8 protein-coding genes, 1 rRNA gene and 2 pseudogenes are annotated in these 13421 nt (G+C 36.6%); 5 read left to right on the plus strand and 6 right to left on the minus strand.

Annotated features, from left to right (window positions below):
* Positions 1 to 454: 454 nt before the first annotated feature.
* Together DCE79_RS00950 and DCE79_RS18920 are read left to right on the plus strand one after the other, a co-directional pair.
* Positions 455 to 2734 carry a hypothetical protein gene (locus DCE79_RS00950; RefSeq protein WP_135841972.1) on the plus strand — a complete coding sequence of 760 codons (2280 nt, stop codon included), beginning with the start codon at positions 455 to 457 and terminating at the stop codon, positions 2732 to 2734.
* Between the two features lie 113 nt (positions 2735 to 2847).
* A pseudogene (locus DCE79_RS18920) lies at positions 2848 to 2949 on the plus strand (3-ketoacyl-ACP reductase); the annotation flags it as partial.
* 477 nt (positions 2950 to 3426) lie between these two features.
* Here DCE79_RS18920 and DCE79_RS00960 read toward each other — a convergent pair.
* Positions 3427 to 3954 (minus strand): annotated as a pseudogene (locus DCE79_RS00960) (ABC transporter substrate-binding protein); the annotation flags it as partial.
* A gap of 141 nt (positions 3955 to 4095) precedes the next feature.
* On the opposite strand from DCE79_RS00960, the gene DCE79_RS00965 reads away from it, so the two are divergent.
* Positions 4096 to 4710 carry an NUDIX hydrolase gene (locus DCE79_RS00965; protein WP_108711297.1) on the plus strand — a complete coding sequence of 205 codons (615 nt, stop codon included), beginning with the start codon at positions 4096 to 4098 and terminating at the stop codon, positions 4708 to 4710.
* Between the two features lie 12 nt (positions 4711 to 4722).
* Here the strand turns inward: DCE79_RS00965 and DCE79_RS18415 are convergent, their stop codons facing one another.
* The 5 genes from DCE79_RS18415 to DCE79_RS00980 all read right to left on the minus strand — a co-directional run bounded on the left by DCE79_RS18415 (position 4723) and on the right by DCE79_RS00980 (position 10699).
* Positions 4723 to 4959 carry a hypothetical protein gene (locus DCE79_RS18415; protein WP_135841973.1) on the minus strand — a complete coding sequence of 79 codons (237 nt, stop codon included), beginning with the start codon at positions 4957 to 4959 and terminating at the stop codon, positions 4723 to 4725.
* 199 nt (positions 4960 to 5158) lie between these two features.
* Positions 5159 to 6394, minus strand: a complete 1236-nt coding sequence (locus DCE79_RS00970; protein WP_108711298.1) for a methyl-accepting chemotaxis protein — start codon at positions 6392 to 6394, stop codon at positions 5159 to 5161.
* Positions 6370 to 6516 carry a hypothetical protein gene (locus DCE79_RS18420; RefSeq protein WP_159083030.1) on the minus strand — a complete coding sequence of 49 codons (147 nt, stop codon included), beginning with the start codon at positions 6514 to 6516 and terminating at the stop codon, positions 6370 to 6372. Before DCE79_RS18420 ends, DCE79_RS00970 begins: the two co-directional genes overlap by 25 nt.
* 418 nt (positions 6517 to 6934) lie before the next feature.
* A complete protein-coding gene (locus DCE79_RS00975) occupies positions 6935 to 8626 on the minus strand; it encodes a methyl-accepting chemotaxis protein (RefSeq protein WP_234417302.1) in 1692 nt (563 codons plus the stop codon).
* A 585-nt stretch (positions 8627 to 9211) separates the two neighbouring features.
* Entirely contained in the window at positions 9212 to 10699 is a 1488-nt protein-coding gene (locus tag DCE79_RS00980; RefSeq protein WP_108711299.1) for a carboxypeptidase M32, read from the minus strand.
* A gap of 169 nt (positions 10700 to 10868) precedes the next feature.
* On the opposite strand from DCE79_RS00980, the gene DCE79_RS00985 reads away from it, so the two are divergent.
* Together DCE79_RS00985 and DCE79_RS00990 are read left to right on the plus strand one after the other, a co-directional pair.
* The gene (locus DCE79_RS00985; RefSeq protein WP_108711300.1) at positions 10869 to 11246 is read left to right on the plus strand and encodes a hypothetical protein; all 378 of its coding nucleotides are present in this window, start codon (positions 10869 to 10871) and stop codon (positions 11244 to 11246) included.
* 462 nt (positions 11247 to 11708) lie between these two features.
* A 16S ribosomal RNA gene (locus tag DCE79_RS00990) occupies positions 11709 to 13261 on the plus strand.
* The last annotated feature ends 160 nt before the right edge of the window (positions 13262 to 13421 follow it).

Consider the following 13421-nt stretch of genomic DNA (forward strand, 5'->3'; position numbering starts at 1 on the left):
GGCAAAAGACCAGCGATGAATTAAATTAAAAAACTCAATGCGGACAAATGAGTCACCAAGTGCGGACTGGAGAGCCAGTAACTCAAATTCGTTGGGGACTAAGGAATAGCAGAAATTTAGTTATGCTTGATCGAAGCCAGGCTTTATATCAATCAGCGGGCGTGATAGCCTCGTTTGGCAGAGCCAGCATGGTTCTCTGGCTCAGCCCGCAGAGGCTCGGTTGCAAGCCGTTCGAGCTTAACCATAGCCCTAAAAAGAGGGATAAAATTCACCATAAAATGTGGTGTGGTATATACGACTCAAATTTCATTCAACATTTTTGCTATACGGTTCACCTTCAAAATAAAAGACTATATTAATTTTTTATTGATTTGGCTTTTTTCTTCTAAAAAAAGTTTATTTTACTTAAAATTATCGTTTCTAATTAAGTGAAATATAATATAATGTAAATATATTGGAAAAATGGGGTGATTTGGTGTTAAGTGCGTTAAGTGGATGTTTTAAAGACGAACAGAAAAGAATTTATTCTGCTATTAATGAACCAAAATTGTATTTGAAATTTGAAGAAATCGAAAATGATTTGGATATTTTAAATGAATTCGAGAAACTAATTGATTTTTTGATTGATAACCCAGAGTACGGTATTTTCACAAAGTTTTCTTCCTCAGAACTGAACTATTACTCATATCTAAAAAGTAAAAAAGAACTGGAAAAGAAATTTCCTAAAGCTATCATCAGTCTACAAAGATTATATAAAGATACAGGCTATGATACATTTCTAAAGGAAAAGTTGGGTATAGATAATCCTCTGAAAATTGATTTAGTAGGTGTAACAGGGGCTGGTAAAACAACTTTTGTAAAACAATTTATAAATATAAATAGTCAAGATTATATAGATGCAACTATAACAGCCTCAGCTAATAGTACAATAATTCAAACAAACATCGTGTTACTCTCCAAAGTTAGTAAGGAGCGCTTATTTTTAAAAACTAAAAAAGCCAGTGTAATTATTGATGATTTTATAAAATTCACTAATAATTATAATATTTCTAACGAACATTCACATTTAAAGTCATTTTCACCTGAATTGTTCATTGATTACGATAATGAGTTCTACTTAAATCCTGTTTTTGAGCATATTTACAATTTTATTAGAAATGATAAAGTTTATGATGAATTTAAGATTTTTTTAGAAAAAATAAGAGAAGAAGACAGAAGTAACCAAGAGTTTTTAGTGGATGCATTTATCAGATCTGTAGTAACAAATATTATATTTAAGGAATTAGATATTCAAAGTAACTATATTTTAGATGACTATCTAGAACTGCCTATGACTGAGGAAGTTATAAAGGCAACAATACAATCTACTAAAAAAATAGATGAAGAATTTGAAGAAAACGGCAATTATTATTCATTACATTTTCTTTTTACAGAATGTACATTGTTATTTGAATTAAATTCAAATTTCAAGAAAAAATATAATTTTAATTTTAAAGATGGAATAATTTTTAGAGATTCACAAGGACATATTTCTAAAGAACAAAATTCAATTTCTGTAGATATAACATCACCTAATAAAATATTATTTATACCGGCTAGTACTTCTGGAAACTTAATTAGTAATGAACATCTTGAGTTGTTTAAAAATGTAATGACTGTTAGTGCTAATAATACAAAATTAGTAGTCACGAAAATTGATAGATCCTCTGCCTTTGATGAAAATGAAGAAAATGAAGCTATTAATGAATTAAAAAAACAAATTGTTTCAACTAACAAAAACTATTATAGTGTTGCTCAAGGAAATAGTACATCAGTAGAGTATGATTCAAATTATTCAATGACTCGATTGTTAGAAAAATTAGGGGATTCTTATTTATCTGATACAAAAAGGAAAAAAATGTATAAATTACAGTATAAAGTTTCAAACAATGCAATGCTTCAAAAGAATGATATAAATATTGAAAAAGACAGTGATTGGTATTCAATACTCGATGAATTTGTGATCCCTTATATTAATAGTTCGAATAATAGATTAGGGTTACAAATTCCTAAGAAAATAATGCCCGTGTCAACAGACATTATTTTAGGGTTTGAAAAGCTGCATTCATATGTATTAAATTATTATAATGAAGAAGCAATAATCACATATGGGTTAAACCGATATTATGATGATTTTAGAACTATTTATCATACTTTTTCAAATTGGCATAATAAAACCTATATACAAAATAGTGAAGTTTTGATTAGTTCTCAAAATATGTTAGATACTACCGTATTACAATATCTCAATGGAATTTGTTATAAGGAATCCGGTAATCTTGTTAAGTTAGACGACATAATTTATCCATTGGCAATAGAGTTAAATCGTTATTATGGGTTAGAGAAGGCTTATTGTATTGAAAAATCTACAAGTATAGTAAATAATGTTTTGTATAAATCATTTTTATATGTAACTTATCTGCAAAATAGAAAAGATGATAATTTAGAAATACAAGAGGTGTCTAATAAGTTTTTAAGAAATGCTTATGGTGATTTAAGTGGCATAAATGGAAAAGATATAATTTCTGCTTTAAATAGTCGCGTTAACAGGAGATATAGAACAGTCACTGAAGAATATTTACTTAAATACGTTAATATTGCTGGGGAGTTTAAACAAAATTTCAAAGATGATTTTATAGTAATTTCAAAAATGATTTTAGATGATGAACTTGAAAAGTTTTATTTTACGCTTTGAGACACCATAAAATATGACAAATATGTTTATGGCACCTTTTTAATTCATCTTCAAACACAATACTGCAACTCAACTATTTTTAGATGGAAAAAGAAGGGGCGTAGCTTGTTGATCTAGGTACACCAGAAGACATCGTCGACATAGTATCATATTTGGCGATTTTAGGGTATTGGATAAATAGGCAAGTTATATTTACAAATGGTGGCCTAGCCTAGAACTATAAATTGTGTAATTATGTACAAAGGTGATTGAGTTTAATGGGAATAAATAATGCTAAGTTCTACTATGGTAGGACCTAGTCAATTACTAAAACCCACTAACATCTCTTATGTACACATGCTAACATAGTTACAATGAATCGAAGCTTCTCATGAGTTGAGCAAACTTGTGGGAGGCTTTTTTTTATTTTTTTGTGATATGGAGGTAGATGTTTTTAATGATTTGATCATCTGAATGGAGCCGGTCCATAATCTGCTATAAGTGACGTATGTATATGACGTAAGGAGTGGGTGTCAAGTCTGTATTATGAGCGTTTACAAGCTTAGCCTTCCTTACATGAGGAATGAGGAATGCAGATGCAGACACCCCATTTGACATTAAATCCTCTACCGCATATTGTGATGCGTTACGAAAGGGGCTACCCATTCTGTAACATCTCCACTCAATATATAGTAGTGTTTTTTGTACTCTTACGCAAAGGCATTGGCGATATTGGCAAAATCAATGTTCTGAATAAGCGTTAAATCGTTGTGTGGATCAATACTGTGCTTTTTCAACACAAATTCCCCAGCCATTTGCGGCATTCCACCAACACGTTGCCCTAAAAATGTAGTGCCTTTTAACATTTCCCAATCAAAATTTGAGACGTCTTCACGTGCGACTAAAAACGTACCATCTGTTTGTGTAAGCTGTGCGAAGTTTACGACCGGATCATTTGGGTTTTGTCCTGCTACATAAATCGACGTTTCCGCTCCAATTAGGGCGATGTCGATGCCATCAGATAGAAGCGCGGTCATCGTTTTATCGCCACCAGGGATCGTCGTTAGTTGAATATCTAAGCCTTCCTCTTCAAAAAAGCCTTCCTCAATCGCAGCATAGAGTGGGGCATAGAAAATCGATCGTGTTACTTCGCCAATCTTTACCTCGTGCAATACCTTCTCTCCACAGCCAGCTAAAACGAATAATAGCCCGCCAATCAAGGCATAACGAATCCATTTCATGTTGCCATCCTTCTCTCTTTTGAATATGTCCTATAGTATGCGGTACCCATGCGAGGGGTGTTTAGGTTTACTTCTCATTTCGCTCAAATAACTGGTTCATGATACGATAAGGAGACTAATTGTCATAAGGTGGAGAAATATATGTTTTTAAATCAATTGAAGGGACAACTAAATAAACCCCAACCGTTATTTTTAGGGGAAGAGAAGGCCTTTCGTTCAGCTGTGCTCATCCCACTAGTGGAAAAAGACGGCGAGTGGCATGTGTTATTTGAGGTGCGCGCTTTTACGATGCGTAAACAACCAGGGGATATTAGCTTTCCAGGGGGTAAAATCGATGAAACAGATGCGTCACCACTGGCTGCTGCGTTACGTGAAACGTATGAAGAGCTAGGGGTAGATCCGCAATCGATTGAAGTACTTGGGCATTTAAGTCCTTTTGTAACTTCGCCTACATTTGTCGTCTATCCATTTATCGGGGTCATTGATGTCGCACAGCTACATACATTTAACAAAGATGAAGTGGAAGCAGTGTTTACAGTACCGCTTCAATGGTTACTAACGCATGAACCATACGTCCATTACGTAGCATTTGAACCAAAACCTTCAATTGATTTTCCGTACGATAAAATTGCGAATGGACAAGACTACCAATGGCGACAAACCCGGATGGAAGAATGGTTTTATGAGTATGAAAATCACACAATTTGGGGCTTAACGGCACGCTTATTAAAGCATTTTGTGGAGAAGATGAAATAGCGGTTAATACGTTTAAACAGGAAGAAACACGGATTGTTTTAACTGACTATCAATGACTTCACAGCTTTTTGGATGATCTAAATAAGCATCTACAATGAATAGTTCGTCAAGTGAAAGGGTATTCGCGGTTTGGATATTCAAGGCTCTTGTTGCACATTCATGCATGAAGAGAATAAGTTTGCTATTATTCGTTCGGTAAAATAACCGTTGATCGTTATGCGTTGTGACTATGATCGTATATCGGATCAAAACATTCACGCTCCTTTTATTCATTATAAAATTCACTAAGAAGAATGTAAATTTTAGTCCAAGAACATTCCATACAAGAAGTAATAGCGTTTTAAAAATAATAAAAGAGGCGATTTCTCTCGTGAATGGGAGAAATCGCCTCTGTTTTTTATAGGGAAAATATAAATCTATCGTATTCTGTGCTTTAGCGCTTTTGTTATTAATTCGTTTTAAATATACTTACTTCTGTTAATAGGTCGTCGACGATTGATTCTAATGATTCGGCGGTAGCTGAAATTTCTTCTAGCGAGCAAAGTTGTGCTTCTGTAGAAGTAGAAACCGTTTGTAATAATTTTTTCGAGTTCGCTGAAATATCTTCAACCACTTGAATATCACCAACAACGAAGTCACTATCTTTCGCAATTTGTAGCGCGCGGTCCTGAATTTCAACAAGCTGCTCGGTTAAGTTTTCGATATATGTTTTTACTTGTAAGAAATTCGTTTCTGTTTGAGAGAACATTTCTAAACCTTTTGAAACCTCACCTAAACTATCATGCATAGAGGTTACAGATTTTGACGATTCACGTTGAATGGCTGTAATAATCTCTTTTACTTGAATCGATGAATTATTCGTTTGTTCAGCCAGTTTTCGAACTTCCTCTGCAACAACTGCGAAGCCTTTTCCGTGTTCACCAGCACGTGCTGCTTCAATGGAAGCGTTCAATGCAAGTAAGTTCGTTTGGTCTGCAATCGATGTAATCACGTTAACAATTTCATTAATTTCATTGGCATATGTATTTACCGTAGCAATATCAGAAGATAGACGATTGAATGTGCCTTCGATATTCGACATTTGCTGCTGAGTAGAAATAACAATATCATGACCAATGTCTGCAGCGCTTACTGCATTTTGCGCGCTCGCTGTTACTTGTACGCTATTATCCGAAATAGAATGGATGTTTTCTGAGACTTTTTGCAATGATTTAAAGCTTTTTGTTAGTTTACTTGATTGTTGTTCAAAGCCGTCTTGTACATCATTCATCGCAAGTGCAATTTGCTCTGATGCTTTACGACTTTCTGCTAATGTTGCTGCAAGCTCTTCAGACGAAGCTGAAATGACTGAAGATTGTTCATGAATATGCTTAATAATCGATGAAAGCATATCACTCATCTTACGGAATGAACGGCTTAACAACCCAATTTCATCCTTCTTATTAATAGTTAAGGTTGTACGTAAATCGCCAGAGCTCATCACAACTGCTGCATCTGAAATTTCTTTTAATGGTTTTGTAATTGAACGAATAATGATGATTAGGAATACTCCTAAAATAACAAGTGAAGTAATGACAACATAAAGCGTTGTTTTTAAAATAGGATTCGTGGCCTCATGAATTTCACTGACAAACAGAGTGCCTCCAATTTTCCAACCGGTTAATTCATTGGTTGCAACAAACATTTGTTTATCTGAGAATAAGACGTAAATGCAATTAATAATGTCGGGATAAGTAGTGCAATTAAAAAGGCAAAGCCTAATTTGTAATTAATCGATGTTACTTTCGGTTTTTTCGATTTCCCCATGCCGTTTCTCCTCCAAAAATTTCTTTAGTGTAGTGCTTTTTATGTATCTACTTTCATTATAGTTTATTGTAAATAATTAGGGGGTTGTATATTTGACAAAAACCCGAATTTGTATAAAATAGGTAATTATTTTCACTTTTAATCGATTGTTTTTTTGTGAATTCCTATTACGGATGCTAGGTTTTCACTATAAAATAGACTATGATGAAAAGAACAAATCACTTGGAGGATTTTTAAATGAAGGGTAAAAAAAGGTTATATGTAGCCGTGGTCGTTGTTATTATTATCGCAGCGATGTTAGATATTATGTTTAAAGGTTTGGGTTATCAGTTATTACAAAAGATAGTTTAAGAAAAAAGGTTCTGTCCAGAAAGTTTTTCCGGACAGAACCTTTTGCATTAATTATTTTGACTAATTCTTAACCATGTAATTTAAATTGACGTACATTTTCATTTAAAGTCTCGGCCATTCCAGCAAGTGTTGAAGAACTATTTGAAATTTCGTCCATGGCACTAGAGGCTTGTTCTACAGTAGCCGAAGTTTCTTCGATACTAGCAGCAGATTGTTGAGAAACTGCTGCAATTTCATCAATTGAACGATTAATCGTTGCAGTATTTTGTACAACTTCATTTAACTGAGAAGACATATTTGTAATATGGTCGGACATATTTGAAAGCATGTTCGAAATTTCCGAGAAGGTTTCACCTGTTGTTGTAATTTGTGCTGAACCACGTTCGACTTCTTCATAACCTGCTTCAAGTGATGAAGTGACAAGGTGTGATCCAGTTATAATTTTATCGACAATTGTTGTAATATCACCAACAGAATTTGTTACTTGATCGGCTAATTTTCGAACCTCATCCGCTACGACAGCGAAACCTTTACCGTGTTCACCCGCACGTGCAGCTTCAATCGCAGCATTAAGTGAAAGTAAATTTGTTTGGTCTGCAATTGCATGGATAACCTGAACAATTTTTGAGATTTCCTGTGTTTGTGTGCTTAATTCATCAACTTTAGTAACAGCATCTTTTACGATATGATCAATGGTTACCATTTGATTCGTTGATGCATCCATTAAGTTTTGACCTTGTTTTGTTAATGTCATGACCTCATGAGAGTAGCGATTAATTTCGACATTACGGTCATTGACATTTGACATTTTCATCGTGAAATCCGACATGGTTGCTGCTACATCGGCTGCGTTGCTTGCTTGTATTTCTGTACCATTTGCAATTTCGGAAACCGTCGTAGAGATTTGCTCTGTTCCGACTTTTACTTCACTAGCAGATTGAGTTAACTCTTCACTTTGTGCTGCAACTTCGTTTGAAACTTGTTGAATCGTTTTTAACATACGATTTAACGTCTGAACCATTTCGTTCGTTGCATCCGTTAATTGCCCAATTTCATCGGCTGTCGTTTTTTCGAGAAGAGGTTCACTGAAATTACCATTCGCGATGCTTTCCATACGTTTTGTTACGGTAATGATTGGACGTGAAATCCTACGCGCACTAATACTTGCGATAACGATAGAGAGGATAATGATGAGTAGGCCGGTAACAAGGCTCATTGTTTTTGTAGTTGTGCCCGAAGTAATAACCTCTTGACCATACGTATTCATTTTTTCGCTACGACTTACAGCTAAGCTTTCAAAACCTTTGCGAATTTCGGTAGCGGTGTTATCCATTTTTATTAAATTGGCTGTAGCAAGTTTTTCATTTCCAGCATCATACACATCGAGTACTGAAGTTTGAACGTAATTACTCCACTCTGCTGCCATTTTTGCATATTTTTCAAATTCATCTGATTGAATAAGTACACGTAGCTGTTCTTCTTTTTGCTGTGCAATCGCTACGTTTTCTGTATAAATGTCTTTATATGTAGAACTGCCTGATAAAACATAACCACGCGCTGCTGCAATACGTATTGCCATTGTTTGCGCCAAATCATAGTCAACCGTTAAAAGTTGTAGCTCTTCATCCACGATTTTTTTCGTGTTATCGACGCTGTTTGATGTCTGAATATAGTTATAAATTATAAATGCAGCTATTATAGCGATGACACTAGTGAATGCAAAAAGTATTCTTTTTCGAATTGTTTTAAATTTAATCATTTTAAACCTCCTCATAATAATAGAAAAAAGTAAAAATTTTCTTTTTAAATTTAGCATATTAACTATTCAAATAAGTTTAACGAGAATAAAACGAGTAGAAATTTGACATAAGCGGGCATTTTATTGTTTGGAATTTAAAAAAGTATTTCAAAAATAGGTCTTTTTTTCTATTTTAAAAAAATTTCTTTTTTTTAACCTAATTTTAACCTTTGAAAGGTATAACTGTATTTAGTAATCCAAGAAGATTTGGATATACTAAAGGTTTCTCCACTTTTTGCCTTTCTCTTTTTATGTCTAGATAATTGTAGAAAGGCTCTTTTTTACAGTGAATCCGTTTTTCTCATAAATTCTCCTACTTGATTTGCCCTTTACTTTTAATGAGTAAGGGGTCTTTTTATTGATAAGGAAATTATAAATGTATCGTATTGTAGATAACTTTTAAATAAAGTATATTTCACGTCTAGGCTAAAGCCCCAGCCCCTCGAGCTTTTCGACCCCTCCTAAGCTTGTCGGGGCTTAACGGGATGCTTTAGCACTTTTGTTCAGTAAAAAGCCACGTTTCAATGAAGAAACGTGGCTCGATGACTAAAGTTGATAAAGTTTTGTGTACTTTTGCTGTAAGTAATCTGCAAGATAGTGAGCAGATAATGCTTCACCAGTACCTTCAACAATCAATTCATTTGGTTTTTTTAATGCCCCATGTTGATGAACATTTTCAGTTAACCACTGTAAAATTGGCGTAAGATTGCCTTGTTCTAATAGCTCGTCGAAGTTTTGGATATCTTGATCCATCGCATGCTTCCATTGTGCAGCATACATGAAGCCAAGTGCATAACTTGGGAAGTAGCCGAAACTTCCGTCACTCCAATGCATATCTTGTAGTACACCCTGAGCATCATTTTCTGGACGAATGCCAAGATATTCCTCATATTTATCATTCCAAACACGTGGTAAGTCCTCTGCTTGTAAGTCACCATTGAAAATTTCACGCTCAATTTCGTAGCGAATCATAATATGTAGTGGGTAGGTTAACTCATCTGCTTCAATACGAATAAATGATGGCTCTGAAAAATTAATAGCTCTTAGAAACTCTTCTACAGGTACTTGCCCAAATTGTTCTGGTGAGTGTTTTTGTAATACAGCAAAGTTATGCTTCCAAAAGTTCTCGTTACGTCCAAGGATGTTTTCGTAAAATAATGATTGTGACTCATGAATACCCATGGATGCTCCAGTAGATAGCGGTAAGCCGTTTAACTTAGGGTCGATGTTTTGTTCATATAAAGCATGACCACATTCGTGAATTGTGCCAAAAATAGCTGAGCGGAAGTCCATTTCATCATATTTTGTTGTAACGCGAATGTCACCGCTATTTAAACCAATCATAAATGGGTGTACCGTTTCATCTAAGCGACCTGCGTCGAAGTCATAACCAAGCTGCGTTAGTAGTTCAAGTGAGGCGGTGTGTTGACCAGCTTTCGGGAAATGCTTAAATAACACCGATGTATCTGGTTTGTTTGGTGAAGCTTGAATCGCTTTTACAAGAGGAACGATTGTTTCTTTCAACTCGCCAAATAATCGATCGAGCATATCCGTTGTCATGTTAGGCTCATATTGATCTAATAGCGTGTTGTAAGCCGAGCCGTTTTTGATGCCCAAATAGTGTACAAATTTCTTTTGATACACGATGACTTCTTTAAGGTAAGGAAGGAAAATTTGAAAATCTGATTTTGCCTTTGCTTCTTCCCACGCTGCTTCTGATTTTGCTTTTAAAATGGTATAGGCTTTGTATTCATCTGCAGGAATTTTCTTCGATTCATCATAGGATTTTTTGACTTCTTCATAAAGACGACGCGTTACGTAGTCTAGCTCTTCGTTTTCAAGTTGTGTAAGCATTGCCCCAAGCTCGTCGCTTGTTTGCAGTGCGAATAACTCAGAAGATAATGTGCCAATAACCTCTGCACGCTGCGGTAAACCTTTCTTCGGTGCACCTGTACGCATATCCCAGAATATAACCGCAAGCGCCTCAGAATAATTCTGCATTTTTTTCACATAGTCGATAAATGTTTCTTTCATAAAAACACTCCTTTCTATATGAATTATATGCGAATTAGTATTGTGTGACTAATTTAAAAATTGAAACTTTGAAAGTGAAACTATCGGATTAAAGGTAAATTTGTAAATTTAGTAACTGTGAGTAGGAAATAGGGAAATGAAAATAAGTAAGAAGAAACGAGGATTAATAATGGGAGCGAAATGGATTAAAGTTTCGGTTTGTTACTTAATTATTGGGATTCTATTTGGCCTTTTCATGCACTATACGATTGATTTACAGTGGGGAGCAACACATGCACATATTAACGTAGTAGGATGGCTATCCACAGGATTAATTGGTGTTATATATACCTTGTACCCTAGAGCAGGGAATAGTAATTTAGGAGTTATACATTTTTGGGTGCAAAACATTTCTTTACCATTTTTATTCGCTGGAATGATGTTAATTCATACTGATTTCCCTCATGCGTTGATGGAAGTTTGCGTATCTGGTGGAGGAATCGGCTTCGCAGTTGCTATTTTAATATTTTTAGTTAACGTATTTCAAAATGTAAAAGCGACAAATTAATCAAAAATCAGGCTTACTTATTAAAAAACTCGAAAAAGTGAATTTGCCTTTTCGAGTTTTTTTATATTGAAAGGGGGTTTTTAAAAAATGAAGGCAAAGGAAGTTGAGATTTTTTTAATGATAATTAAATAGGAAAGAACTATAATTATTTTACTGGTATAATAATTTGAAAATTTTTTCTTTTAATAAAGTGTTGCATTACTAACAACAACAGGTGTATATTAATAAACGTTGAAGCGCAACAAACGCTTACAACGAACGAAATAAAATAAAAAATATTAAAAAATGTTGACATTGAGAAGTTAACATGTTAATATATTAAAGGTCGTCAACACGACGACAACATGAACCTTGAAAACTGAACAAGCAACGTTAATGAAACAAAGCTTCTTAAATGAAGCAAAAATAGATATCAACTTTTAGTTGATACGCTAGCAAAGCAAATGAGCTTTCAAACTAACTATTATGGAGAGTTTGATCCTGGCTCAGGACGAACGCTGGCGGCATGCCTAATACATGCAAGTCGAGCGAATGACGAAGAAGCTTGCTTCTTCTGATTTAGCGGCGGACGGGTGAGTAACACGTGGGTAACCTACCTTACAGATTGGGATAACTTCGGGAAACCGGAGCTAATACCGAATAATATTTTTCTCCTCATGGAGAGTTATTGAAAGACGGTTTCGGCTGTCACTGTAAGATGGGCCCGCGGCGCATTAGCTAGTTGGTGAGGTAACGGCTCACCAAGGCAACGATGCGTAGCCGACCTGAGAGGGTGATCGGCCACACTGGGACTGAGACACGGCCCAGACTCCTACGGGAGGCAGCAGTAGGGAATCTTCCACAATGGGCGAAAGCCTGATGGAGCAATGCCGCGTGAGTGAAGAAGGATTTCGGTTCGTAAAACTCTGTTGCAAGGGAAGAACAAGTAGCGTAGTAACTGGCGCTACCTTGACGGTACCTTGTTAGAAAGCCACGGCTAACTACGTGCCAGCAGCCGCGGTAATACGTAGGTGGCAAGCGTTGTCCGGAATTATTGGGCGTAAAGCGCGCGCAGGTGGTTCCTTAAGTCTGATGTGAAAGCCCACGGCTCAACCGTGGAGGGTCATTGGAAACTGGGGAACTTGAGTGCAGAAGAGGATAGTGGAATTCCAAGTGTAGCGGTGAAATGCGTAGAGATTTGGAGGAACACCAGTGGCGAAGGCGACTATCTGGTCTGTAACTGACACTGAGGCGCGAAAGCGTGGGGAGCAAACAGGATTAGATACCCTGGTAGTCCACGCCGTAAACGATGAGTGCTAAGTGTTGGGGGGTTTCCGCCCCTCAGTGCTGCAGCTAACGCATTAAGCACTCCGCCTGGGGAGTACGGTCGCAAGACTGAAACTCAAAGGAATTGACGGGGGCCCGCACAAGCGGTGGAGCATGTGGTTTAATTCGAAGCAACGCGAAGAACCTTACCAGGTCTTGACATCCCATTGACCACTGTAGAGATACAGTTTTCCCTTCGGGGACAACGGTGACAGGTGGTGCATGGTTGTCGTCAGCTCGTGTCGTGAGATGTTGGGTTAAGTCCCGCAACGAGCGCAACCCTTGTTCTTAGTTGCCATCATTTAGTTGGGCACTCTAAGGAGACTGCCGGTGATAAACCGGAGGAAGGTGGGGATGACGTCAAATCATCATGCCCCTTATGACCTGGGCTACACACGTGCTACAATGGACGATACAAACGGTTGCCAACTCGCGAGGGGGAGCTAATCCGATAAAATCGTTCTCAGTTCGGATTGTAGGCTGCAACTCGCCTACATGAAGCCGGAATCGCTAGTAATCGTGGATCAGCATGCCACGGTGAATACGTTCCCGGGCCTTGTACACACCGCCCGTCACACCACGAGAGTTTGTAACACCCGAAGTCGGTGAGGTAACCCTTGTGGAGCCAGCCGCCGAAGGTGGGATAGATGATTGGGGTGAAGTCGTAACAAGGTAGCCGTATCGGAAGGTGCGGCTGGATCACCTCCTTTCTAAGGATTTTTCGGAATCATTCCTTCGGGGAATGAAACATTAACGTTTGCTGTTCAGTTTTGAAGGTTCATCGAAAGATGAAAAACTTCAAAAAAATATTTGCTCCTTACGCTAGCGCTATTGTCGCAAAGCTGCATGAAGCAAATTCAGCGAAGCTTA

The sequence above is a fragment of the Lysinibacillus sp. 2017 genome, assembly GCF_003073375.1.
Lineage (GTDB): Bacteria > Bacillota > Bacilli > Bacillales_A > Planococcaceae > Solibacillus.

Excerpts from the sequence above, each read along its gene's own strand:
- DCE79_RS00965 (WP_108711297.1), top strand. The coding sequence starts at position 4,096 with ATGTTTTTAAATCAATTGAAGGGACAACTAAATAAACCCCAACCGTTA.
- DCE79_RS00970 (WP_108711298.1), bottom strand. The coding sequence starts at position 6,394 with ATGTTTGTTGCAACCAATGAATTAACCGGTTGGAAAATTGGAGGCACT.
- DCE79_RS18420 (WP_159083030.1), bottom strand. The coding sequence starts at position 6,516 with ATGGGGAAATCGAAAAAACCGAAAGTAACATCGATTAATTACAAATTA.
- DCE79_RS00975 (WP_234417302.1), bottom strand. The coding sequence starts at position 8,626 with ATGATTAAATTTAAAACAATTCGAAAAAGAATACTTTTTGCATTCACT.
- DCE79_RS00980 (WP_108711299.1), bottom strand. The coding sequence starts at position 10,699 with ATGAAAGAAACATTTATCGACTATGTGAAAAAAATGCAGAATTATTCT.
- DCE79_RS00985 (WP_108711300.1), top strand. The coding sequence starts at position 10,869 with ATGGGAGCGAAATGGATTAAAGTTTCGGTTTGTTACTTAATTATTGGG.